The sequence below is a fragment of the Paraburkholderia sp. SECH2 genome, from assembly GCF_030464795.1.
GTDB classification, from domain to species: domain Bacteria; phylum Pseudomonadota; class Gammaproteobacteria; order Burkholderiales; family Burkholderiaceae; genus Paraburkholderia; species Paraburkholderia aspalathi.
The window spans coordinates 44335-69159 of sequence record NZ_JALPRH010000010.1 but is presented as its reverse complement, the minus strand read 5'-3'; the positions used below and the strand labels follow the sequence as shown (position 1 = coordinate 69159).

The 24825-nt window shown below is 61.8% G+C and carries 22 protein-coding genes; 8 read left to right on the top strand and 14 right to left on the bottom strand.

The window, feature by feature from the left end; all coding sequences use genetic code 11:
- Positions 1-18 precede the first annotated feature (18 nt).
- The 11 genes from M0D66_RS18365 to M0D66_RS18315 all read right to left on the bottom strand — a co-directional run bounded on the left by M0D66_RS18365 (position 19) and on the right by M0D66_RS18315 (position 9650).
- A complete protein-coding gene (locus M0D66_RS18365) occupies positions 19-1965 on the bottom strand; it encodes a glycosyltransferase family 39 protein (protein WP_200651618.1) in 1947 nt (648 codons plus the stop codon).
- 252 nt (positions 1966-2217) lie between these two features.
- Entirely contained in the window at positions 2218-2964 is a 747-nt protein-coding gene (locus M0D66_RS18360; RefSeq protein WP_200651619.1) for an SDR family oxidoreductase, read from the bottom strand.
- 83 nt (positions 2965-3047) lie between these two features.
- Positions 3048-3632 carry a TIGR00730 family Rossman fold protein gene (locus tag M0D66_RS18355; RefSeq protein ID WP_093639586.1) on the bottom strand — a complete coding sequence of 195 codons (585 nt, stop codon included), beginning with the start codon at positions 3630-3632 and terminating at the stop codon, positions 3048-3050.
- 2 nt (positions 3633-3634) lie between these two features.
- Positions 3635-4360, bottom strand: a complete 726-nt coding sequence (locus tag M0D66_RS18350; RefSeq protein WP_054034977.1) for a TetR/AcrR family transcriptional regulator — start codon at positions 4358-4360, stop codon at positions 3635-3637.
- Positions 4361-4590: 230 nt separating this feature from the next.
- Positions 4591-5226 (bottom strand): diacylglycerol kinase, encoded by a 636-nt coding sequence (locus tag M0D66_RS18345; protein ID WP_200651620.1) that lies wholly within the window; start codon positions 5224-5226, stop codon positions 4591-4593.
- 20 nt (positions 5227-5246) lie between these two features.
- On the bottom strand, positions 5247-6278 hold the full coding sequence (locus M0D66_RS18340) for a glycosyltransferase family 1 protein (RefSeq protein ID WP_200651621.1): 1032 nt from the start codon (positions 6276-6278) through the stop codon (positions 5247-5249).
- A 30-nt stretch (positions 6279-6308) separates the two neighbouring features.
- Entirely contained in the window at positions 6309-7250 is a 942-nt protein-coding gene (locus tag M0D66_RS18335; protein WP_154562269.1) for a UDP-2,3-diacylglucosamine diphosphatase, read from the bottom strand.
- A gap of 101 nt (positions 7251-7351) precedes the next feature.
- The gene (locus M0D66_RS18330; RefSeq protein ID WP_200651622.1) at positions 7352-7873 is read right to left on the bottom strand and encodes an RDD family protein; all 522 of its coding nucleotides are present in this window, start codon (positions 7871-7873) and stop codon (positions 7352-7354) included.
- Between the two features lie 13 nt (positions 7874-7886).
- Entirely contained in the window at positions 7887-8645 is a 759-nt protein-coding gene (locus M0D66_RS18325) for a DUF3106 domain-containing protein (RefSeq protein ID WP_200651623.1), read from the bottom strand.
- A 16-nt stretch (positions 8646-8661) separates the two neighbouring features.
- Positions 8662-9090 carry a DUF3619 family protein gene (locus tag M0D66_RS18320; protein ID WP_200620059.1) on the bottom strand — a complete coding sequence of 143 codons (429 nt, stop codon included), beginning with the start codon at positions 9088-9090 and terminating at the stop codon, positions 8662-8664.
- Positions 9087-9650, bottom strand: a complete 564-nt coding sequence (locus M0D66_RS18315) for an RNA polymerase sigma factor (RefSeq protein WP_054034971.1) — start codon at positions 9648-9650, stop codon at positions 9087-9089. Before M0D66_RS18315 ends, M0D66_RS18320 begins: the two co-directional genes overlap by 4 nt.
- 363 nt (positions 9651-10013) lie before the next feature.
- On the opposite strand from M0D66_RS18315, the gene M0D66_RS18310 reads away from it, so the two are divergent.
- The 7 genes from M0D66_RS18310 to M0D66_RS18280 all read left to right on the top strand — a co-directional run bounded on the left by M0D66_RS18310 (position 10014) and on the right by M0D66_RS18280 (position 19968).
- Complete coding sequence (locus M0D66_RS18310) at positions 10014-11777, top strand: acetolactate synthase 3 catalytic subunit (RefSeq protein WP_054034970.1); 1764 nt, start codon at positions 10014-10016, stop codon at positions 11775-11777.
- Positions 11778-11889: 112 nt separating this feature from the next.
- Entirely contained in the window at positions 11890-12381 is a 492-nt protein-coding gene (ilvN, locus tag M0D66_RS18305; RefSeq protein ID WP_011487482.1) for an acetolactate synthase small subunit, read from the top strand.
- 131 nt (positions 12382-12512) lie between these two features.
- Positions 12513-13529, top strand: a complete 1017-nt coding sequence (gene ilvC / locus M0D66_RS18300; protein WP_200651624.1) for a ketol-acid reductoisomerase — start codon at positions 12513-12515, stop codon at positions 13527-13529.
- Positions 13530-14702: 1173 nt separating this feature from the next.
- Positions 14703-16403: a group II intron reverse transcriptase/maturase gene (ltrA, locus tag M0D66_RS18295; RefSeq protein ID WP_266211098.1), complete on the top strand. Its 1701-nt coding sequence runs from the start codon at positions 14703-14705 to the stop codon at positions 16401-16403.
- A 117-nt stretch (positions 16404-16520) separates the two neighbouring features.
- The gene (locus M0D66_RS18290) at positions 16521-17159 is read left to right on the top strand and encodes a phosphatidylserine decarboxylase (RefSeq protein ID WP_093639600.1); all 639 of its coding nucleotides are present in this window, start codon (positions 16521-16523) and stop codon (positions 17157-17159) included.
- Positions 17160-17183: 24 nt separating this feature from the next.
- A complete protein-coding gene (gene pssA / locus M0D66_RS18285; RefSeq protein ID WP_093639603.1) occupies positions 17184-18053 on the top strand; it encodes a CDP-diacylglycerol--serine O-phosphatidyltransferase in 870 nt (289 codons plus the stop codon).
- A 367-nt stretch (positions 18054-18420) separates the two neighbouring features.
- Positions 18421-19968, top strand: a complete 1548-nt coding sequence (locus M0D66_RS18280; protein WP_200653028.1) for a 2-isopropylmalate synthase — start codon at positions 18421-18423, stop codon at positions 19966-19968.
- Between the two features lie 133 nt (positions 19969-20101).
- Here the strand turns inward: M0D66_RS18280 and M0D66_RS18275 are convergent, their stop codons facing one another.
- The 3 genes from M0D66_RS18275 to M0D66_RS18265 form a co-directional block, all read right to left on the bottom strand.
- Positions 20102-21682 carry a SulP family inorganic anion transporter gene (locus M0D66_RS18275; RefSeq protein ID WP_200653029.1) on the bottom strand — a complete coding sequence of 527 codons (1581 nt, stop codon included), beginning with the start codon at positions 21680-21682 and terminating at the stop codon, positions 20102-20104.
- 88 nt (positions 21683-21770) lie between these two features.
- The gene (locus M0D66_RS18270) at positions 21771-22406 is read right to left on the bottom strand and encodes a carbonic anhydrase (protein ID WP_200653030.1); all 636 of its coding nucleotides are present in this window, start codon (positions 22404-22406) and stop codon (positions 21771-21773) included.
- Positions 22407-22636: 230 nt separating this feature from the next.
- Positions 22637-23200 carry a hypothetical protein gene (locus M0D66_RS18265; protein ID WP_054034964.1) on the bottom strand — a complete coding sequence of 188 codons (564 nt, stop codon included), beginning with the start codon at positions 23198-23200 and terminating at the stop codon, positions 22637-22639.
- Between the two features lie 184 nt (positions 23201-23384).
- Between M0D66_RS18265 and M0D66_RS18260 the strand changes: the two genes are divergently transcribed.
- Positions 23385-24707: a branched-chain amino acid ABC transporter substrate-binding protein gene (locus M0D66_RS18260; RefSeq protein ID WP_200653043.1), complete on the top strand. Its 1323-nt coding sequence runs from the start codon at positions 23385-23387 to the stop codon at positions 24705-24707.
- Positions 24708-24825 lie beyond the last annotated feature (118 nt).

Genomic DNA, 24825 nt, shown 5'->3' with positions numbered 1-24825 from the left:
GCCATGCGCTGCCACGTGCTACTCGCCGCGCGTGGGTATTGCCGGCGTTCGCACGAATACTCGCAACAGCTCGTCGGTGTCGCCTGGGCGCGCGCCCGACCAGAACAGTCGCCAATCTCCACCTGGCGCGCGCGGATTGTCACGGCGGCCCTGCTGGATCAGCCACGTACACTCGGTCGCCGCGGGATTCGAGGTCGGTTGATGCTCGATGCCGGTGTAGTAGTACAGCATCGGCGCTTCCGATTCGCCGAGGTCCATACTGGCCATGCAATCCCCATCGTTCCACTCGATATTCATTCTGGCGCCGAGGTTTTCGAACACGGAGCGGTAGCTCTTCGCGTAGTCGAGCCATGGCAGCAGGAGCGTACTCACCAATCCCCATGCGAGAATTGCGCCCGCACACCAACTCAGCACACCGCGCCATTTGCCGGTGTACTTGAAGACCGGCAGGAGCCACAGCCAGCCGAGCGTCATCAGCAGCGCGGCTGCGATCAGCCCGGGCTTGACCGGCAGCACCCAGTCGAGCGGTAACCAACGGCCGAGCCGGTGCAGCGACGCATGCGTATTGGCCGGATCGCTCATGATCGACCAGATGATCCACGCGAGCGCGGCCGTGCTGCCGAACAGCACGCGGCTTGCCATGTCCCAGCTTGCGTGCAGACGCCGCGGCAGCTTTTCGATGCCTTGCATCGCCAGCAAGGCGAGCGGGGCGATGAACGGCAGGATGTACAGTTCGCGCACCGTTGCCGAGCTTTGCAATACGGCGAAACCGGTGCCCGCGAAAATCACCGGCAGAGCGATCCGCGGATCGCGCCAGCGGCGCCATCCGCCGCCGGCGAGCGCGGCTAAGGCAAGTGGTACGACCGGAAAGCCGACGCTCAGCACGGTGCGCAGCACGAACCAACGGCTTTCGTTTTCAGAGCCGAGTTCCGCCACCGAAAAACCGAAGAAGCGGCCGACGTTGTTGTCCCACAGCCAGATCTTGAAGAGCGCTTCGGAGCGCAGATAGAAACAGATCGGCCAGATCAGCGCGAGGGGTGCGCAGACCAGCGCGGCGATACCGAGCGCGCCCGCAAAGCTGCGCGTGCGGCAGGCGGGATACAGCACCAGTACTGCGACGGTGGTTGCGCCGAACACGAGCGGCACGAACAGGCCCTTGGCCAGCAACGACACGCCCACGCCCGCACCGAACATCGCCGCACCGCTCAGAATCGCGTGGCGCCTGTGGCGCGCATCGCCCCGTAGCAGGCGCGCTTCGTCGCGCAGATGCACGAGGACGAGTTCGAATAGGCCGCAAAAGCCGATTGCGGCGCCAGCCATCAGCGCGACGTCGGTCATCATGTCGTGCACGTGCTTGATGACGACGAGCGTGCTCGCGAACAAGGCCAGCGTGCCGATCACGCGGATATCGAACCAGCTCGAGGCAGCCACCGCACGGCGGGCGACGCGTGCCGTGTAGTAGACGGTTAGGCCAGCGAAGAGCGCGCTCGCGAGGCGTGCGGCGTCATGCAAGGGCAGGTAGCGGCCGAACATCCACGCGAGGCCTGCGGCGACCCAGTCGTAGATCGGCGGCTTTTCGACGAACGGCTGGCCGGCGTTGGTCGGCACGACCAGATCGCCGGTGTCGAGTATGTGCTGAATGATCCCGAACGTGTAGGTCTCGTCCTGCTTCCAGGGCTCGTGGCCCAGAGTGCCAGGCAGGAGCCACGCGCACAGGATCGCCAGCGCGACCAGCCACCTCAACGGACGAGCCGCCGTGAGCGCGCGCAAGCGCCGGGCGCCGCGCGAAGCGGGAGCGGCCGGATCCGTGGGGCCGGCAGGGGCGGGCCTTGCGGGCGCTGCGGCTTCGGTCGCGTGTGCCGAGCCGGGATGCGTGTCCGGTGCGCCGTCGGCAGGGCCGGCCGGCGCTGGCGTCGCAATCGCGACCTTCCCCGCGCGCCAGGGCGCGGATGGCTTTTCGAACATTGGAATCTCTGATCGCGGTACGCGGCGACTTGGGCCGCGGACTTATGCTTTGGCTATGCGTCGCATGCGGTTGCATACGAACGCTGCGATTGTAGTCCCAGTTTATTACGGCCGATTACAGAAAAGGTGTGGAATAGGGTGTTCAGCCGAACGAATTGAGCCGATTCCTCGTCAGATTGACGGGAATGGAATGTGGGGAAAGGGGATTGCGGCCGTGCGAAGCCGCCGGCCGCGGGAACAGAAGAGCGGTATTCAGCGTCCGCCGGCGACGTCGAGCAATGCGCCCGTCACGTACGAGGCAGCGTCGCTTAGCAACCAGACGATCGACTCGGCGACTTCGTCGGCGTGGCCGGGGCGGCCTAGCGGCGTGGTCGCGCCGAGTTGGGCGGCGCGCTCGGGCTTGCCGCCGCTGGCGTGGATTTCGGTATCGATCAGGCCAGGGCGCACTGCGTTCACGCGCACGCCCTGCGGACCGAGTTCCTTGGCGAGGCCGATCGTCATGGTGTCGACTGCGCCTTTCGAGCCGGCATAGTCGACGTATTCGTTCGGCGAACCCAAACGCGAGGCCGCCGACGAGATGTTCACGATCACGCCACCCGCGCCGCCGCGCGTGGTCGACATGCGGCGCGCGGCTTCGCGTGCGCAGAGATACGCGCCAAGCACATTGACGTCGAACATGCGCTTCAGGCGCGCGAGGTCCATATCCGCGAGCTGGCTCGAAGGCGCGACGATCCCGGCATTGTTGACGAGCGCATCGAGCCGGCCGAACTTTTGCTGGAGCGCGTCGAACATCGCTATCACATCGGCTTCATTGGCGACGTCGCCGGCAATCGGAAGTGCCTGGCCGCCGGCGCGTTCCACTTCAGCAGCGGTGTCCTGCGCGGCCGCGAGGTTCTGCGCGTAATTCACGCCGACCGACCAGCCACGTGCGCCCAGCAGACGCGCGGTTGCGCGGCCAATGCCGCGGCTGCCACCGGTGATCAGAACGGTTTTCGTCATTGCAACCTCATCGTTCGGGCGGAGCCGCGGGAGCGTGCGGCGGGTGTTCGTTCAGACAGTCGGAGAAGCGTGGCAGGCGATGATCAAACAGCGTCGCGTTTGACAGCCCATTTGTCGCTGACGGGCGGCTTGTAGCGTTGCAGCTTGTCGATCAGCGCGACCGGATCGGACTCCCTTTGCAGGATGTCGAAATAGGTCTGCCGCATGAAGCCTTCGTCTACCGTGTGCTTGAGGAGCGCGATCAGCGGATCGTAGAAGCCGTCGATGTTCAGCACTGCCACCGGCTTCTGGTGATAGCCGAGCTGCGCCCACGTATAGACCTCGAAGAGCTCTTCGAGCGTACCCACGCCGCCCGGCATCGCGACGAACGCGTCGGACAGGTCGGCCATCATCTTCTTGCGATGATGCATGTCGGGCACCACGTGCAACTCGGTCAGCCCGTTATGGCCGACTTCCTTGTTGACCAGCAACTCGGGAATCACGCCGATTGCACGACCGCCTTCGGCCATCACCGTATCGGCGATCACGCCCATCAGGCCGACCTTGCCGCCGCCGTAGACCAGCGCGAGATCGGCCTGCACCAGCGCACGGCCGAAGGCGCGCGCGGCCTCGGCGTACAAGGGTCTGGCTCCGTCGGAGGAGCCGCAATACACACACACCGACTTCATACTCAAACGTCCTTCGGTTCGTTGCGGGGCGCGGCGCCTTCCTTGGGCGGCAGGTAGTCGTAGAACTCGCGCTTGGGCAGCTTGCCCGAGACGAGGTCGTCGAAAATCTGCCGCGAGCGGCCGCGCAGATAAGGCGCCATCAGCGAGACGATCTGCACGCTCACCTGATGCAGTTCCGCGCGAATCGTTTCCTGCTCGTTGTACTTGCGCGGGTTCATCACGAACTGATACGACAGCCAGTACGTGCCGATTACGCCGACGTTGGTGGCGATCACGTGCAGTTCTTCGGGCGTGGCGACCATTTCGCCGTCGGCCACGAGTTGCTCGCAGAACTGGCTTGCAAAGCGCACCTTGTGGCTGATGATCTGCTTGAAGTGCGTCTCGAGCGTGCGGTTACGGGCCAGCAGATCGTTCAGATCGCGATACAGGAAACGATAGCGCCAGGTGAAATCGACCATGTACTGCAGGTACGACCACATCTCGTCGATCGTCGCGCGGTGGTCGTCGGGAAAGCGCAGACGCTTTTCGATCTCCTGCTCGAACTGGCTGAAGATGCTGTTGATGATGTCGTCTTTGTTGCGGAAGTGGTAGTACAGATTGCCTGGACTGATTTCCATTTCCTCGGCGATCGTCGTTGTTGTGACGTTCGGCTCGCCGATTTCGTTGAACAGCTTCAACGATAGTTCGAGTATCCGTTCGCGGGTGCGGCGGGGAGGTTTGGCTTCCATGTCGTCCGGCCCTGGTTACGCCGGGTTGGGCGCGTGGCGGCTTGCCGCTCTAGCGTGATCCACCCGGACGCGGTTGGTATTTTGATTGAGCGCCTCAACGGTTTCCCGTGAGACTGTCGGACGATTATAAACCGACCGTTCTTATACCAAACGGATACTCAGGGTTTTCATTCTTTGGGACGCCGGGAAAGGGCGTCAGGCGGTGCTGCGGGTGAATTCCATCACCACGCTCAGAGCAACGCTTTGACCCAATGCACGACGAGCGGCCCGACGATCAGTCCCCATGTCATCACACACATGCCGAGCGCGACCATGACCGCCGCGCTGCCGAGGTCCTTCGCACGGCGCGACAACTCGTGGCGCTCGAGCGAAATCCGGTCGATGGCCGCCTCGACGCTCGAATTGAGCAGTTCGACGATCAGCACCAGCAGTACCGAGCCGAGCAGCAATACACGCGACACGGGATCGACCGGCACCAGCACGCCGCACGGAATCAGAATCGCGGCGAGCGTGAGCTCCTGGCGAAACGCGCTTTCCTCGCGGATCGCCACGCGAAATCCGGCCAGCGAATTTTTCATCGCGTGCCACGCGCGGGTCACGCCGCGATTGCCCTTGTATGGATTGAAGGGGAGCGGTGCGAATGGATCGTCGGGGCTGAGCGGTTCGTTATGCGGCTCGCTTTCGGGGTTCGCGAGACCCTCGAGGCTTGCACCGTTCATGCCGTGAAAACCATTCGCGTGATCGACATGATTCGGCGTGTCGTGCTCGCTCACGTCGTCGAACGGCTCGATGCCGGCGGCCTCGGTGTCGACAGCGCGCAGCGCGCCTTTCGACGCGCGTGCGGCGGTGGAGTTTCGGGTTCGCATAGACGGCTCGGCGCGTCGCTTCACGCGGCGGCGCTTTCCTCGCTATACGACGTGCGCGGCAACGGCTTCAAATGTGCCGCGAACTGTTCCGACGCGGCTGCCCACGAGAAGCGTTCGGCCCAGGCGCGCGCATGGCTGCGCTCGATCTTCAGCGCTTCGAGGCAAGCCTCGCGCAAGTCTTCATGCATGGCGCCCGCGCCGCCGTCGCCGAGCACGTCGATCGGACCGGTCACCGGATACGCCGCGACCGGCGTGCCGCAGGCCAGCGCTTCGAGCAGCACGAGCCCGAAGGTATCGGTGCGGCTCGGGAACACGAATACGTCGGCGGCCGCGTAGACCTTGGCCAGTTCGGCTTGCGTCAGCACGCCCAGGTAATTCGCTTGCGGATAGCGCGATTTCAGTTCGGCGAGCGCCGGGCCTTCGCCGGCCACCCACTTCGAGCCGGGCAGATCGAGCTTGAGAAACGCCTCGACGTTCTTCTCGACTGCTACACGTCCCACGTACAGAAAGATCGGCCGCGCGGTGTTGAGCACCTTCGAGTCCATCTGGTGAAAAATGTCGAGGTCGACGCCGCGAGTCCACAACACCACGTTGGTGAAGCCGAATTTTTCAAGGTCGGCCTTGACCACGGGCGTGGGCGCCATCACCGCCAGTGACGGCTTGTGGAACCAGTGCAGAAACTTGTAGGTGGCCGCGATCGGAATGCCGAAACGCGCCTGCACATATTCGGGAAAGCGCGTGTGATAAGCGGTTGTGAACGGCAGCTTGTGCTTGATCGCGTAGGCGCGTGCGGCCATGCCGAGCGGGCCTTCGGTGGCGATGTGCAGCGCGTCGGGCGTGAATTCGTCGATGCGCTGATGAAGCTTGCGACGCGGCAGCAGCGACAGGCGAATCTCAGGATAGGTCGGGCACGGAATCGTCTTGAATTCGAGCGGCGTCAGCAGATCGACCTGGTGGCCGAGCGCGGTGAGTTCGCGCGTGGTGTTCTTCAGCGTGCGCACGACGCCATTGACCTGCGGTTCCCATGCATCGGTGACGATCATGATCTTCATCGGTTTCGGCCCAATAGAAGTGGAGAGGGACTACGCGGTCGCCCGGGCCTTTTGCACGCCGACTTCCGGTGCGCGCATCACGGTCCAGTAGATCACCTTGAGTTCGCCTTCATACGTCTCGACGAGTGCCGACAGGCTTTCGACCCAATCGCCGTCGTTGCAATACAGCACACCGTCGATGTCGCGGATTTCGGCTTTGTGAATGTGCCCGCAGACCACGCCGTCGCAACCGCGGCGGCGCGCTTCGTCGGTCATCACGCGCTCGAACGACGAAATGAAATTCACCGCGTTCTTCACCTGATGCTTCAGGTATTGCGACAGCGACCAGTACGGAAAGCCGAGCCGGCTGCGGATCCGGTTGAACCAGCGGTTCAGGATCAGGATCATCGTGTAGAGCGTGTCGCCGAGATAGGCGAGCCACTTCGCGTGCTGGATCACGCCGTCGAACAGATCGCCGTGCACGATCCACAGGCGCTTGCCGGCGAGCGTCGTGTGGAACGCTTCGCCGCGCACGTGGATGTCGCCGAACGCGAGGTCGCAGAACTGGCGCGCGGCTTCGTCGTGATTGCCCGGCACGTAGATGACCTGGGTGCCTTTGCGTGCTTTGCGCAGCACCTTCTGCACGACGTCGTTGTGCGCCTGTGGCCAGTACCAGCCTTTTTTCAACTGCCAGCCGTCGATGATGTCGCCCACGAGGTACAGGTATTCCGACTCGTTGTGACGCAGGAAGTCGAGCAGATACGGCGCCTGGCAACCGCTCGAGCCGAGGTGGATGTCCGACAGCCAGATGGTGCGATAGCGGTGTGGTTCGGCGTGGTCGTCGTCGTGATGGCCGGCTTGCGCGTCGAGCGGCAGTGACGGCACAGGCAACGGCAAGCCGTGGCTAGGGTTGGGTTCCGGGCGGAACGCGACAGGGTCGACGCTCGGGCCGGTCTGGCGGAACAGGGAAGTCGCGGACGTTTTGGGGTCCATGGCTCACGCGTCGAGTTGCGGTGCCCGTATTGCGCCAGTCGCGCGTGACCGTGCCGTGACAGTCACGAGAAGTTCTTATTACTGTGGCGGGAGAGGGAGGGTCAGCGCTCGACGCTGATCACTCGTGTTCCGGCGAGGCGGTCGTGCAGGAATTGACGTTGCGGATCGAAACGGCCGGTGGCGGCCCACAGCACGAACCAGATCGCGGCGATCACCAGCGTCTGTGGTACAGAGAGGCCCAGCAACGGATGCAGCGCGAGCGGCGGCAAAAACCACAGCCACGCCAGCACGTAACGGACGATCGCCCGGCCCGTGGACAACGGCGCGCCGTTAGCGGCGACGACGCGCAGGCGCCAGGTTTTCATCGGCAGCGTCTGGCCGCTGTGGGTCCAGAACCAGACGAAATACAGACCGACCACGAGGCCGATCCACGCGGCGAGCAGGTTGTGATGGGTGAGACCGTTGCGCTGCTGCGTCAACGTGCTGAACAGATAGCCGGCGATGAACACGACGCCGAACAGGATCACGGCTTCGTAGAGCAGTGCGGCAAGGCGCCGGCGAACGGTGGGCGCGGTGCCGGATGATTCGGCGGGCAGTGTCGAGGTGGCGAGCGGCTGGGACACAGTGGGGCGCGGATCAGGAGCCGTTGAAGATCGACGGCGCCTCGGCCGGCGAAACCGGCACCGGCGTGGCGGGCACGAAGCTGCCCGCAGCGGGAATCGCCGGCGTGACGGCCGGGCTCGGCAATGCAGCTGCCGCCGCGGCACTCGCCGCTGCGGCACCGCTCGCGCCGTGCTCGCGGGCATTGACCAGACGGTCGAGGCCCTTGATCTCGGTCTTGCCGGACGGCGGTGCGCTCACGACGCTCGGGCGCCGCTTACGCTCGCTCGCGGCGAGCCGCTCCTTCTGCTCTTCCGGCAATTGCTGATAAGTCTTCCACGCGTTCTGGCGGGTTTCGCGCGGCAACTCCTTCGACACCTGGTAGTTTTCGCGGGCAACGCGCCGCTGATCGGGTGTCATGCGCACCCATTCAGTCATTCGGTCATGCAGGCGTTTTTGCGCATCAGGCGATAACTTCGGATAACGCGCGGCGATCTTGATCCATTTTCGCTTGCGTTCGTCGCTGAAGGAATCCCATGCTTCGGCGAAGGGCGCGAGCGCAAGGTGCTCGGCCGAGCTCAGGCGCGACCATGCCAACGGGCTATTGTTGCTGGACAGGCCCGGCAGTTCGACGGCGAGCGTTGGCGCGGGCGCCTTGGCGGTTGCGTTGCCGCCCGCGGCAGGCGCACTGGCGGTCGACGGGCTCGGATAAAAGCGCGGATACGTCGCGGCAAACGACACGAGGGCCGCGATCGCGCATCCGAAAACAACGGCCAAGCCGCGCTTGTAACTCACCCGAAGAATCTCCCGCTCAGTGGGCGCGTGATAGGTACGCGTTGAAACCGTGATCGAGATAGGCATTGAGCGGCAAGTCGTCGCTTAGCATGGCTGCATCGATATCGGCGAGTTCGGCGGTGCGTTGCTGGTCTTCCCAGTAGGCGATGCCCACGAGGCTGACGACCAGCGCGACGAGCGGCCAGGCGAGCGCAAAGCGGCGCAGCGGCGAGCGGCGGCGCTGCGGCATCTCGACCTGCGGCATACCGGAGGGCATGCCGGCACCGGCGAAGGCGGGTACGAACACCGGCGCGCTCACGGACTCGGGCTTCTTGCGAGCGAGCGCGGCACGGCGCGCCACAGCGAGCCGGTCGACGGTGGCGGGCGGAATACTGGCGGCGGTTTCGTCGAGCGCGCGGCGCACCTGGCGGGCGAACTCGAGTTCTTTGGTTTCTAGGGAGCTCATAGCGTGATTCCTTTAGCCTTGAGCGCTTGCGCCAGCGTGTGGGTGGCCCGCGAGCAGTGTGTTTTCACACTGCCTTCGGAGCAGCCCATCGCGGCGGCAGTCTCGGCGACATCCATATCTTCCCAATAACGCATGAGAAACGCCTCCCGTTGACGTGCCGGTAACTTTTGGATCTCGTCGTCGATTAACTGTAAGACTTGTTCGCGTTCGAGTTTCTGTTCGTTGCTTTCTGAGCCCGCTGAACCTTGCTGCGCCTCGAATGTTTCGAGTGGGTCGAATTCGTCGTCGTCGGCGTTGCCGAGCGAGGAGAACAGGCTAACCCAAGTATTGCGCACTTTGGCACGACGGAAATAGTCGTGCATCGCATTCTGGAGAATACGCTGAAACAGGAGCGGAAGTTCGGCGGCCGGACGGTCGCCGTATTTTTCGGCGAGCTTGATCATCGCGTCCTGCACGATATCGAGCGAGGCGTCGTCGTCCCGCACGGCGTAGACCGTCTGCTTGAATGCGCGCCTTTCGACGCCCGCCAGAAAATCGGCGAGTTCCTTGTCTGATGCCATCCGTTTGGGGGTCGGCGCAGCGTGCGTGCGCGTAATCGGTCGAAAAATGTCGTAAAACTCGCGGATGCTAACAAACTTTCGCTCCGCTGGGGCGAAACCCGTCCTACCTTGCATTTTTATAACGCGATCTCGGTCGTTTTTGACCCATTGCGGGATTCAGGGGCAGGGCGCCAGGGCAATATTTGCTTGACCGCGCGAACATCTGCAGATATCTTCGCTGGTTCGCAACATAAGTGACTTGTCTCAATTGAGGTGTGGCCCAAGAAGCTCGCCTGTCAACTGGACGCGCCGCTTGAACCCGAGCCACAAGCCCGGCAGAGAGCACCCGATCAATTTTTTGCCGAAAATTCGAAAGGTGAATAAATGAATATGCCCAGCGCGGAATTCTCCACGTCGGATACGACCCCCCATCCTGAAGCTGACTCTATCGGCGCCACCGTGCTCATGCGCGCTTTGGCCGACGAAGACGTCGAGTTTGTGTGGGGCTATCCCGGCGGCTCGGTACTCTACATTTACGACGAGCTGTACAAGCAGGACAAATTCCAGCACATCCTCGTGCGCCACGAACAAGCCGCAGTCCACGCCGCCGACGCCTATGCGCGTTCCACCGGCAAAGTGGGTGTGTGCCTCGTGACTTCCGGCCCCGGCGTTACCAATGCGGTGACCGGCATCGCCACGGCCTACATGGATTCGATCCCGATGGTGATCATCAGCGGCCAGGTGCCGACTGCTGCGATCGGTCAGGATGCGTTCCAGGAGTGCGATACGGTCGGCATCACGCGTCCCTGCGTGAAGCACAACTTCCTCGTGAAGGACGTGCGCGACCTCGCCGCTACCGTCAAGAAAGCTTTCTACATCGCCCGTACCGGCCGTCCCGGCCCGGTGCTGATCGACATTCCGAAAGACGTGTCGAAGATGCCGTGCCAGTACGAACCGCTCAAGACCGTTTCGCTGCGCTCGTACAACCCGGTCACGAAAGGTCACTCCGGCCAGATCCGCAAGGCTGTGGCCTTGTTGCTGTCGGCCAAGCGTCCGTATATCTATACCGGCGGCGGCATCATCCTCGCGGATGCGTCGCGTGAGCTGAACCAGTTTGCCGATCTGCTCGGTTACCCGATCACCAATACGTTGATGGGTCTGGGCGGCTACCGCGCGAGCGACAAGAAATTCCTCGGCATGCTCGGCATGCACGGCACGTACGAAGCCAACATGGCGATGCAGCACTGCGACGTGCTGATCGCGATCGGCGCGCGCTTCGACGACCGTGTGATCGGCGATCCGGCGCACTTCGCATCGCGCCCGCGCAAGATCATCCATATCGACATCGATCCTTCTTCCATCTCCAAGCGCGTCAAGGTCGACATTCCGATCGTCGGCGACGTGAAGGAAGTGTTGAAGGAGCTGATCGAGCAGTTGCAAACCGCCGAACATGGCCCGGACACCGCGGCGCTCGCCGACTGGTGGAAGGACATCGAAGCCTGGCGCGCCAAAGACTGCCTGAAGTTCGATCGCAAGAGCGACATCATCAAGCCGCAGTACGTGGTGGAAAAGGCGTGGGAACTGACCGACGGCAATGCCTTCGTGTGTTCCGACGTCGGCCAGCACCAGATGTGGGCGGCGCAGTTCTATCGCTTCAACAAGCCGCGCCGCTGGATCAATTCCGGTGGCCTCGGCACGATGGGCTTCGGCCTGCCGGCGGCGATGGGCGTGAAGATGGCGCACCCGGACGACGACGTGCTCTGTATCACGGGCGAAGGCTCGATCCAGATGTGTATCCAGGAACTCTCGACCTGCAAGCAGTACGAGACGCCCATCAAGATCATTTCGCTGAACAACCGCTATCTGGGCATGGTGCGCCAGTGGCAGCAGATCGAATACAGCAAGCGCTATTCGCATTCGTACATGGATGCGCTGCCGGATTTCGTGAAGCTCGCCGAAGCGTACGGCCATGTCGGCATGCGTATCGAACGCACTGCCGATGTCGAGCCGGCGCTGAAGGAAGCGCTGCGCCTGAAAGATCGCACGGTGTTTCTCGATTTCCAGACCGATCCGACCGAAAACGTCTGGCCGATGGTCCAGGCCGGCAAGGGCATCACTGAGATGCTCATGGGTTCGGAAGATCTATAACGACGGTTTTTAGCGTTGGCTTCGTCATGCGCGCCTTCAAAAAGGGCGAAGGCGGACGAAGCGGCGCGAAACCGCTCGCATACATCGACAAAACATCTGGAAGAAGCGAAACATGAGACACATTATTTCTGTCCTGCTGGAAAACGAACCGGGCGCGTTATCACGCGTGGTGGGGCTGTTCTCGGCACGCGGCTACAACATTGAAACCTTGACGGTGGCTCCGACCGAAGACCGTTCGCTGTCGCGCATGACCATCGTCTCCATTGGCTCGGACGACGTGATCGAACAGATCACGAAGCATCTGAACCGCCTGATCGAGGTGGTGAAAGTGGTCGACCTTACCGAGGGCGCCCACATCGAACGCGAGCTGATGTTGATCAAGGTAAGGGCGGTCGGCAAGGAACGTGAGGAAATGAAACGGATGTCGGATATTTTCCGCGGCCGGATCATCGACGTCACAGAAAAGACCTACACGATCGAACTGACGGGCGCGAGCGACAAGCTCGATGCCTTCATCGAAGGGATCGACGCGACTGCGATTCTCGAAACCGTCCGTACGGGCAGTTCGGGCATCGGCCGCGGCGAGCGCATTCTGAAGGTTTGACGCGCGCTTATCGACGATTCGCTAACGTTTCGATCGGGGCCGGGCAGTGCCTTCAAGAGCCCGGCCAAGCAACACACCATTCGCAGTATTTGTATTTCACTGATTTCACCGAATTTAGCCAAGGAACCGACATGAAAGTTTTCTACGACAAGGACGCCGACCTCTCCCTCATCAAGGGTAAGCAAGTCACCATCATCGGCTATGGCTCGCAAGGCCATGCTCACGCGCTGAACCTGAAGGAAAGCGGCGTGAATATCACGGTCGGTCTGCGCAAGGGCGGCGCATCGTGGAGCAAGGCTGAGAACGCCGGCCTGCAAGTCAAGGAAGTGGCGGAAGCCGTCAAGGGCGCGGACGTCGTCATGATGCTGCTGCCGGACGAGCAGATCGCTGAAGTCTACGCAAAGGAAGTGCACGCCAACATCAAGCAAGGCGCAGCGCTCGCCTTCGCACACGGCTTCAACGTGCACTACGGTCAGGTGATCCCGCGTGCTGACCTCGACGTGATCATGATCGCGCCGAAGGCACCGGGCCACACGGTTCGCGGTACGTACTCGCAAGGTGGCGGCGTGCCCCACCTGATCGCCGTTGCACAAGACAAGTCGGGCGCAGCACGTGACATCGCGCTGTCGTACGCAGCAGCGAACGGCGGCGGCCGTGCCGGTATCATCGAAACGAACTTCCGCGAAGAAACGGAAACCGACCTGTTCGGCGAACAAGCCGTGCTGTGCGGCGGTACGGTCGACCTGATCAAGGCCGGCTTCGAAACGCTGGTGGAAGCGGGTTACGCGCCGGAAATGGCGTACTTCGAATGCCTGCACGAACTGAAGCTGATCGTCGACCTGATCTACGAAGGCGGCATCGCGAACATGAACTACTCGATCTCGAACAACGCCGAATACGGCGAGTACGTGACGGGTCCGCGTATCGTGACGTCTGAAACGAAGAAGGCGATGAAGGCCGTGCTGACGGACATTCAGACCGGCGAGTACGCAAAGAGCTTCATCATCGAAAACAAGGCCGGCGCACCGACGCTGCAATCGCGTCGCCGTCTGACGGCCGAGCACCAGATCGAAACGGTTGGTGCCAAGCTGCGTTCGATGATGCCGTGGATCGCCGCGAACAAGCTGGTCGACCAGTCGAAGAACTAAGAAGCCAGTTTTATCGCATGTGACCGGCGCGGCGCCTCGTCGCAGCAGCCGGTAATGCAAAAAGCCGTCCAAGGGTGCTGAACCCTGGGCGGCTTTTGCTATCCTACGGTTTTACGTGCGACACGCACGCTCGTGTCCGTCAGCCCCACGTTACGGGGCATCGACTAGAGGGTTATTGAGGAAGGTCTCGACTGAACTCACCATGCCCTCCGCAGGCGGCTCCCTTGTGAGCCGCACTTTAAGCAGTAGATGTGTCCTTAGGGGCACACCTTAGTAGTGAACACGGGACACGGTGCATTCCGCCGTCAACCGTATTGCATTGACCTGATTACCGTCAGGTCCCGCCCAGTCAGCGGCTTCATCTCCGCCGACAGGGCGGGGTGATGTTTGCAATTCCTGCGCCTCAGGGCAACGGAGTCGCTAAACGATACGAGCGAAAAGCTCGGTGTGTCATTGTTCGGCCTCGCTGGCTGCATTGGCGAGGGTAGTGAACCTGCTGTACGACCAGCAGTAGCCTAGGAAGACATGAGTCACTGGCAACGGTGAGGTGTGAAGCTCTTCTAACAATGTACCCCCCGGAAGTTCGGGCGGATGGTGGTTGCGAGATGACCATCCGGAGACTCCCAGCAGCAACGGGGTTGAGGGGCTAGGCTGGCTGATATGGTTAATGCAAGTGAACTGCTGATAAACCTCGTAAGTAGGACGGTGCCAAAGCTGCTGACAGGCATCAACCAAACAGGTGTGCGGTCGGATAACCCGCTGTAAATTCGGGTTACGTCGTCATCGGACCGCCGGGGAATAGGCAGAACCTAAGTCAGTCGTGTGACATGCCGGGAACGTGGTAAGCCTGTATGGTTGCCGGTCGTAGTTTGACTGGCAGGCGAACCGTGAGGGACGCTGTTGATTGTGCAGGTATGGGACGACGGAGAAAGCGAAAGCCGGTCTGTAATGGGTCGGATAGGGGTTGGAACATTACCCCACGCGAAAGCGGGCAGACTTCCGTCTGGTCTACCGTCGCAAGATGGCTGACTAACCCTTAGCTGGAAGATGATTGCTGTCGGGCTTCTGGACCGTCAGCATATGTTTTTTAACCCCCCTTGCGGGAGCAGATCGCTCCCGCAAGGGGCGATCTGTTCTTCGCTCGGGATTCACTTCTTCGAGTAGGAGAGCAGCATGAGAGTATCTGTCCGAAAGGACGGATCTGCGCTTTCCCACGCGCCGGACAACTGGTACGCCGTAGATTGGCGGCGGGTTGAACGGAACGTGAGAGGGATGCAGATTCGAATTGCGAAGGCGACGCGGGAAGGCAACTGGCGCAGGGGGAGAGCCCTGCAACGGATGTTGACCCGCACGTTGTCCGCAAAGCTGTATGCGGTACGACGTGTTACGCAGAATCAGGGTGCGCGAACGGCTGGAGTCGATCGCGAACTTTGGGACTCGCCTGAGAGCCGATGGCTTGCTGTCGGCAGGTTGAAGCGGCGTGGATATAAGCCTCTGCCTTTACGGAGAGTCTTTATCCCCAAGGCCAATGGAAAGGAGCGCCCTCTGGGCATTCCGACCATGCGGGACAGGGCGATGCAAGCCTTGTATCTGCTGGCCTTGGAGCCGGTGTCGGAATCGACGAGCGACCCGAACTCTTATGGGTTCAGGTTAAACCGCTCGACGGCTGACGCCATGTCACAGATATTCGTCGCCATGTCCCAGAAGGGCTCAGCCCGTTGGGTGCTGGAGGCGGATATCAAGGGATGCTTCGACCATATTAGCCATAACTGGTTGGAGACCCATGTCCTGATGGACAAGGAAATCCTCCGGAAATGGCTGAAAGCTGGCCTGATTTACAAGGGGCAGCTTCAGGCGACAGAGGCCGGTACGCCGCAAGGAGGGATCATTTCTCCGACGCTGGCGAATGTGACGCTGAACGGGCTGGAGCGAGAACTGCTAGCGCACCTTAGTGCGAAGTTTGGGATCGCAAAAGCCAACAAGCTTAAAGTCAATGTGGTGCGGTACGCGGACGACTTCGTGATCACCGGTGACTCGCAAGAGTTGCTGGAGCAGGAAGTTCGACCTTGGGTGGAAACATTCCTTGCCGTTCGAGGTCTGCAACTGTCCGAGGAGAAAACGCGGATCACACACATTGACCAAGGCTTCGATTTCCTGGGGTGGAATTTCCGTAAGTACTCGGGGACGCTACTCATCAAGCCGAGCAAGAAGAACGTGAAAACGTTCTATCGCAAGGTGGCGGATACGATCAGCGGTCATAAGACGGTAAAGCAGGAGAATCTGATTCGACTGCTGAACCCGATGCTACGGGGCTGGGCGCAGTATCACAGTCCTGTGGTCGCCAAAGAGGCATACAGCCGCATGGAGTCTTTGATTTTCCGAAGGCTTTGGCGGTGGTCGAAGAGGCGGCACCTGAACAAGAGCGCCGAATGGGTGAAGAAGAAATACTTTCACTCGGAGGGCAATCGACACTGGGTGTTCGCTGTTCCTGTAGCTCGTGACGACGATGGTAAGGGGTTGCTTAGCCTGTACCAGATCAGCGGTACGGAAATTAAGCGACACAGAAAGGTCAAAGGAGCATTCAATCCCTTTGATCCTGAGTGGGAGCAGTACGGCGAACAGTTGCGACAGGCGCGCATGGAACACTCAATGCGTTATCGGAAGCAATGGGTTTCGCTGTATATGTTGCAAGACGGGCTTTGCTCGCATTGTGGCTGTGCCCTGACAAAGGAGACCGGCTGGCATGACCATCATCTAGAGTATCGGATGCACGGTGGCACGGACGCTCTCTCGAACAGGGTTCTGCTTCACCCACACTGCCATCAGCAGGTGCACGCAGGTAAAATTGCGGTAACTAAGCCGGCCCGGTCCTAAGACCGGGCTTTGTTTGTAGATTTGAGCCGTATGCGGGGAAACTCGCACGTACGGTTCTTAGGGGGCCCTTCTTCCGCGAGGAAGGGGGGCTACCCTCCAAAAATACAGAAGCCATCCATGAATTACCCTCATCCGATCATCGCGCGAGAAGGCTGGCCGTTCATCGCCATCGCGGCCGTCGTTGCATTACTGGTTCATGCCTTCGCGGGATTCGGCTTTGCATGGCTGTTCTGGCTGATCCTGATCTTCGTCGTGCAGTTTTTCCGTGATCCGGCACGCCCGATTCCGACTCAGGCGAACGCCGTACTGTGCCCGGCCGACGGCCGTATCGTCGCAGTCGAGACAGCGCATGATCCGTATGCCAACCGTGAAGCGCTGAAGATCAGCGTGTTCATGAACGTTTTCAATGTCCATTCGCAGCGCTCACCGGTGGACGGTGCGATCTCCAAGGTCGAATATTTCCCGGGCGCGTATCTGAATGCCGCTGTGGATAAGGCTTCGCTCGAAAACGAGCGCAATGCCGTGGTGATCCAAATGGCCGGCGGCCAGACGGTGACGTCGGTGCAGATCGCCGGTCTGATTGCGCGGCGCATTCTTTGCTACGTACGCTCAGGTGAGCCGCTCACGCGTGGCCAGCGTTATGGATTTATCCGTTTTGGCTCGCGTGTCGACGTGTACCTGCCGGTTGGCAGTCGTCCGCGTGTGTCGATCGGTGAGAAGGTTTCCGCGTCGTCCACGATCCTCGCTGAACTATAAAGCGGCACCAAGGAGGTTTTCCGAATGGCCGCATTCAAACCGCGTCGACCCCGCAACAGCGGGCAGCTCCCGCGCCCGTTCCGCCGTAACAAGCCGATCGTTGCGGAGACAGGCGCAGTCGAGAGCCGGCGCGCTCAGCGTCAGCAGTTCCTGAGGAAACGCGGCATTTACCTGCTGCCGAACGCGTTTACCACCGCCGCGCTCTTTTGCGGCTTCTTCGCCGTGGTGCAGGCGATGAACGTGCGCTTCGAAATCGCGGCAATCGCGATCTTCGTGGCGATGGTGCTGGACGGCATGGACGGCCGCGTCGCCCGCATGACGCATACGCAAAGCGCGTTCGGCGAACAGTTCGACAGTCTCTCGGACATGGTGTCGTTCGGTGTGGCGCCGGCGCTTGTGATGTACGAGTGGATTCTGAAGGATCTCGGTCGTTGGGGCTGGCTTGCGGCGTTCGTCTACTGTTCGGGGGCGGCGTTGCGTCTCGCGCGTTTCAACGCGAACATCGGCGTGGTCGACAAGCGTTTCTTCCAGGGTATGCCGAGCCCGGCGGCCGCGGCGCTGATCGCCGGTTTCGTGTGGCTCGCCACCGACAACCGCGTGCCGCTCAAGCTGGTGTGGTTGCCGTGGGTCGCCTTTGTGCTGACCATCTACGCCGGTGTGACGATGGTGTCGAACGCGCCGTTCTACAGCGGCAAGGCGCTCGACGTGCGGCACCGCGTGCCGTTCGGCGTGATTCTGCTCGTGGTGGTGGCGTTCGTGCTGGTGTCGTCCGATCCGCCGCTGATGCTGTTCGGCCTGTTCGTGCTGTACGGTCTGTCGGGCTATGTGTTCTGGGGCTACCAGGCGCTGCGGGGCAGGGCGAATCCGGCTCGGTCCGTGGCGCGGGACAGGTAATGGCGCAGCTTCGTTACATGAACGTGACATGAGAAAACGGCAGCCTTCGCAGGCTGCCGTTTTTCGTTGTCGAGCCCGTCCGACGGCGCGCGGCAGGCAGGTCCGACGCCAATTGCACGGCGACGGGAATGCCGCTATAGTCGTTGGATAAATGCGTTCAGGTTCCCATTTGAGCTGCAGCACGAGCCTCAACAAGCTGGTGCGCCGCGGGTGCGCTAGTGCTGGCGCATCTGGCGCGCTGATCGCCTATCGTTTTCCGCCCTCCGTCTGCCTCGTCTGCGGCTTATAGCGTCGCCAACGGTGGCGCAAAACGCCCGAATTCCAATATCCGATCCCCACAATTGAACGACTCCCCAGGAGACCCGACATGGCCGACAAACTGATCATATTCGACACCACGTTGCGTGACGGCGAGCAATCGCCGGGCGCGTCGATGACGAAGGAAGAAAAAATCCGTATCGCGAAGCAACTCGAACGGATGAAGGTGGACGTGATCGAAGCGGGCTTCGCGGCCAGTTCGAATGGCGACTTCGATTCGATCCACACCATCGCGGGCCTGATCAAGGACAGCACGATCTGCTCGCTGGCCCGTGCGAACGACAAAGACATTCAACGCGCTGCTGACGCACTCAAGCCGGCCGATCATTTCCGCATCCACACGTTCATCGCAACGTCGCCGCTGCATATGGAAAAGAAGCTGCGCATGACGCCGGATCAGGTGTTCGAACAGGCAAAGCTGGCGGTGCGTTTTGCCCGCAAGTTCACGGACGACGTCGAGTTTTCGCCGGAAGACGGCAGCCGCTCGGACTTGGATTTCCTGTGCCGCGTGCTGGAAGCGGTCATCGCGGAAGGCGCGACCACCATCAACATCGCCGATACGGTCGGCTATGGCGTGCCGGAGTTGTACGGCCAGCTCGTGAAGACGCTGCGCGAGCGGATTCCGAACTCGCATAAGGCGGTGTTCTCGGTGCATTGCCATAACGACCTCGGCATGGCGGTGGCGAACTCGCTGGCTGGTGTGCAGATCGGCGGCGCGCGTCAGGTCGAGTGCACGATCAACGGTCTCGGCGAGCGTGCAGGTAATACGTCGCTCGAAGAAATCGTGATGGCGGTGAAGACGCGCAAGGATTACTTCGGCCTTGAAATCGGTCTCGATACCACGCAGATCGTGCCGGCTTCGAAGCTGGTGTCGCAGATCACCGGTTTCGTCGTGCAGCCGAACAAGGCGGTGGTTGGTGCGAACGCGTTTGCGCACGCATCCGGCATCCACCAGGACGGCGTGCTGAAAGCGCGCGACACGTACGAAATCATGCGTGCCGAAGACGTGGGCTGGAGCGCGAACAAGATCGTGCTGGGCAAGTTGTCGGGCCGTAATGCGTTCAAGCAGCGTTTGCAGGAACTGGGTATCGCGCTCGATAGCGAAGGCGAATTGAACACGGCGTTCGCACGCTTCAAGGAATTGGCCGACCGCAAGTCGGAAATCTTCGACGAAGACATCATCGCGATCGTCACCGAAGAATCGGCTGAAGCGCAGGAGCGGGAGCACTACAAGTTCCTGTCGCTGTCGCAGCATTCGGAAACCGGCGAGCAGCCGCACGCGAAGATCGTGTTCTCGGTCGAAGGCAAGGAAGTGACCGGGGAAGCACGTGGCAACGGTCCCGTGGATGCCACGCTCAATGCGATCGAAACGGAAGTGGGCAGCGGTTCGGAGTTGCTGCTGTACTCGGTGAATGCCATTACAACCGGTACGCAGGCGCAAGGCGAAGTGACCGTGCGGCTGTCCAGGAGCGGGCGCATCGTCAACGGTGTGGGCACCGATCCGGATATCGTCGCGGCCTCGGCTAAGGCGTATATCTCGGCGCTCAACAAGCTGCATTCGAACTTCGATAAGTTGAATCCGCAACGTTCGGAGTAGTAGAAGCAGGCGCGCTGATTGCGTGCCCGCTGAACCGGATTGTCAAGAAGCCCTGTGCTCCCAAAAGCACAGGGCTTCTTGCTTTTGTGGTGTCTCCTCCTCGAGTGTCGCGCTGAAGTACCGCGCGCTGAAACTACTCCGTAGCCGCGCGCCGCATCGACCACCCGCGCGCCGCGCGTGCCTGCGCCTGGACCTGATGCCGCACTTCGACTGCGATCTCGCGGCGCGGCGCATCGGCGACAAACGTATCCAGCAGTTCGCGCACATCGTGATCGACGAAATCGGCACGCGTTGCGTCGACGATCAAGGTCGCGCCGTCGGGAATCTGCTGCAGGTAGTGCTTGAGCGGCACCTTGCCGAGAAACGACACGTCCTTGCGAAACGACAGCAGGTAGTGATCGCCGTGCTGCGCGAGCACGATTGGGCTGCGCAGGTTCGCATACAGCGCGAGCAGCACGCTGCACAGAATGCCGAGCACGATGCCGATCAGCAGATCGGTGGCGAGTACGCCGACCAGCGTGACGATGAACGGCGCAAACGGCGCGAAACCCTGCTTGGCGATGGCGACGAACAACGACGGTTTGGCGAGCTTCACGCCGGTGAAGATAAGAATCGCCGCGAGGCACGCAAGCGGAATCAGGTTGATGACGCTGGTGAGCGCGAACACGCTGACCAGCAGCAACACGCCATGAATGATCGCGGACAGCCGGCTTTGAGCGCCCGCATGCACATTGGCGGAGCTGCGCACGATGACCGAGGTGATCGGCAGGCCGCCGATCGCGCCGGCGATCAGGTTACCCACGCCCTGTGCCTTCAATTCGCGATCCGGCGGCGCGGCACGTCGGGCGGGATCGATCTGCTCGACCGCTTCAAGGCTCAGCAGCGTTTCGAGACTCGCGACGATCGCCAATGTAATGGCGACGCGCCAGACATCAGGATTGACCAGTTGCGCGAAGTGTGGCCCGAAGTCGGCCCATTGGAGCGCGACTTGCAACGCAGCGAACGACTCGAGCGACGGCAGCGCGACACGATGCTCGGCGGGCGGCGCGAGCGACGGGGCGAGCAACCCGAGCAGCAGCGTCGCGCCGATGCCCAGCAGCACCGCCGCGAGCGGTGCGGGTACAAGGCGCACCAGCGCAAAGCGACGTAACGCGCGCGTTTCCCAGCCCACCAGAATCGCGAGCGACAGCAAAGTGATCACGCAGGCCGCGAGTGATATCGAGCCGAACGGCGTCGATACGCTGCCGGCCATATGGGCAGCGGCTTGCGATCCGGCCGACGCATTCGCGCCGGATAGCCCAAGCGCGAGCGGAAACTGCTTGACGATCAGCAGCACGCCGATCGCCGCGAGCATGCCCTTGATCACGGGCGATGGCACATAGGCCGCAAATCTGCCGGCCTTCAGCATGCCGAAGCCGAACTGAATCGCGCCGGACAGCAAGACGGCCAGCAGGAACGCGGAGAAGCTGCCGAGTTGCGCGATTCCGTCGACGACGATCACGACGAGGCCCGCCGCGGGCCCGCTGACGCTCAGCCGCGAACCGCTCAGCACGGCCACCACCAGGCCGCCGACGATGCCCGATACAAGCCCGGCAAATGGCTCGACGCCCGAGGCGTTGGCGATGCCCAGACATAGCGGCAGCGCCACCAGAAAAACGACCGTGCCTGCCAGCAGATCGCGCTGAAACGTGGAAAAGAAAGCTCGAAGGTTCATGGTGTCGGTGCAGTAGTGGGTGGAGCCCTGTGTGCTGCGAAGGCAAAGGCGAAGGCCATGCTGCGGCCGGTTTCATAAGAGCTGCGCACTAGGCGGCGCTATGGGCGGCTGTGGTGCAGGTCATCGCGTCGTCGGCTTCGTAGCCGGACGTGAGTACCTTGATGCGCCCGTCCTCGAGCGCGAAGATCCAGCCGTGAACGAGGGGTGCCGGGTCAGCATCGCGCACGATCGCACTCGCGCGTAACTGGCGCACTTGCTCGAGCACGTTCAACTCTGCGAGGCGGTCGATACGCTCACGCTCGCTTGCGTGACTCCGGAGTTCGTCGCCATGCGCCTTTGCCAACGCGCACAGAGGTGCGATCCGTCGATTCACACGCGGCAACGTTGGTTCCGGCGGCAGCAGGGCGGCGCGCACACCACCGCAGCCATAGTGGCCGCAGACGATCACGTGCCCCACCTTCAGCACACGTACTGCATATTCGAGGACGCTCGCGGTGTTGTCGTCGTCGGGATGAAAAAGGTTGGCGATGTTGCGGTGAACGAACAGATCGCCGGGCTCGCAATGCGTGATGGTTTCTGCGGGCACGCGGCTGTCCGAGCAGCCGACCCACAGCACATGCGGATTCTGGCCGCGCACCAGATCACGGAAAAATTCGGGGTTGCGCGCGGCGGTTTCATGCGCCCATGCGACGTTGGCGACCAGCAGGCGTTTCGGACGGTTCATCGATAGTGGCTCCGTAAGTAGGGCGCACAGACTCGTCGCCGATTCCACGGCTGTGCCCGGACGGCGCAGCGGGTGCAATCGGTACTGAATCAATGCTTACGAAAACCTTTCTATCAAAAAATAAATCTGCTGTGCGCGAAATAAAATTCGCGGGCATGCGCAATAAATAAAAAAAAGCCGCCTGAAGAGGCGGCTTTGCAGATCCATGCGCAATGGGTTCGAGCGAGCGCTCAGAACAGGCTGCGGCGATCCGGGTCGTGCAAGGGATCAGGCGTTTTTTGCGTGAGCCGCACGATGCCCTGGTCGTCGAAATAGAAGCTGTACATCATGTACCAGACGTTGTCTTCCAGATAGCGATACGTCCAGACCTCGCGCTTCATCAACGGGAAGTACGACGTTTCGACGGGGCGGCCGAAGTTCACCAGCACGTCGCTCTTCGTCCACTTGCCGATCTCCGCCCGGTAGAACTCGTTGGGCTGAAGCACCTGACGCACGGTGACGATCTTGCCGGATGCGTCGATGTCGGCGGCGGTAGTGGTTTCGCCCATCGGCTGGGTCGGCCACATCAGCCGCTTGCCGCCGTTGGGCAGGTCGTAGCTTTCACGCGGCGCGCCAAGGCGGGCGACGATGGTCGATTCGTCCGCGCCTTGTTGGTATTGCTGCCATGGCTGCACGCAGCCGGCGAGCGTAGCCGTGAGCGCGAGTGCGCTCACGCAGACGAGCGCGGCGCGGCGCAGGCGTGCTGCGGGCGGCGCTTCGATCGAGGCCGCCGTGGATGGGTGGCGGTTGAACATGAATTCCTCCGATGGCATTTGTGTAGCGGTTTTTATCATCGAGACGCATTATTTTGACACGGGCGGCGGCAAAAGATTTGCGCGTCGTACAGGCCCTCGCTGTTATTACGATAACGGCTTTGCCGGCTTGCTTATTCCATCTGGAACGCCCTATGATCCGCGCTTCGACGAATCCAGCGGGGCAATGACGATGGCGAAGTGGCAACGGGCGGCAGCAGCGGCAGTCGTGGCGCTGGCGGCGATTTCGATGGCCGCGGCGGCGCTCGCCGCGGGAGAAACGGTGCCGGGTCCGGCAAGCAAGCCGGTCAATAAGCCGATGGGTGCACCGATCCAGTTGGCGCTGATCGAAGGCATGTCCGGCCCCTTCGCCAATGCGGGCGCGGCGGTGGAGCGCAATCTGCGCTTCGGTGTCGAGCAGGTGAATGCGGAAGGCGGCGTCAAGCTCGCCGACGGCGCGCATCCGCTCGAACTGGTTGTGCTCGACAGCAAGGGCAGTGCCGAGGAGGCGCTCGTGCAACTGCGCGCTGCCGCTGACCGCCATATCGGCTACATCATGCAGGGCAATAGCTCGGCGGTCGCTGCGGCGCTGATCGGCGCGATCGAGAAACAGAACAGCCGCGAGCCGGGCAACCGCGAACTGTTCCTCAATTATTCCGCCGACGATCCCGCCCTGACCAACGCCAGCTGCAGTTTCTGGCACTTCCGTTTCGATGCGCACGCGGGCATGCGCATGGATGCACTGGCGGACGTGATCCAGCGCGACAAAGCCGTGAAGAAGGTCTATCTGCTGAACCAGGACTACAGCTTCGGCCACGACGTCAGCAGCCTCGCGCGTTCGACCCTGGCGACCAAGCGCCCTGATATTGCGGTTGTCGGCGACGAATTTCATCCGATCGGCCGCGTGAAGGACTTCGCGCCGTACATTGCGAAGATCCGCGCGAGCGGCGCGGATGCGGTGATCACCGGCAACTGGGGCAACGACCTGACCCTTCTGGTCAAGGCGGCGCGAGAGCAGGGCCTGGACACCCGGTTTTACACTTTCTACGGCAACAGCCTTGGGGCGCCTGCCGCGTTGGGCGACGCCGGCGTCAAACACGTGATCGCGGTGGCCGACTGGCACCCGAACGCCGGCGGCGCGGCCTCCGACGCCTGGTATGCGGCGTTTCGCGCCCGTTTCCCGGCTGCACAAGACGACTACCCGGTGCTGCGCATGCCGCTGATGATCGAGACCTTGGCCGTGGCGATGAACCGCGCCGGCAGTGCCGACCCGACGGCGGTCGCCCGGGCGTTGGAGGGCATCAAGTTCGACAACGGCTTCCACGCCTCCTGGATGCGCGCCGACGACCATCAGCTGATCCAGCCCCTTTACGTGATGGAAATGGACAAGGCCGGCACGCCGGGCATCAAGTTCGACAACGAAGGTTCGGGCTATGGGTTCCGCACGGTGCTGGCTTTGCCGCCCGAGCGGACTGTGCCGCCGACTGTATGCAAGATGAAACGGCCGTAAAACGGCCATGAACAAACCCGGGCCGGCCACGATCCCGCCCGGCACAGCAGGGTTCGCGGCCGGATTAGGCTGTGCTACAATACGCGTCCCGTTGTGAGGCATGGCTGCAAGTGATTGC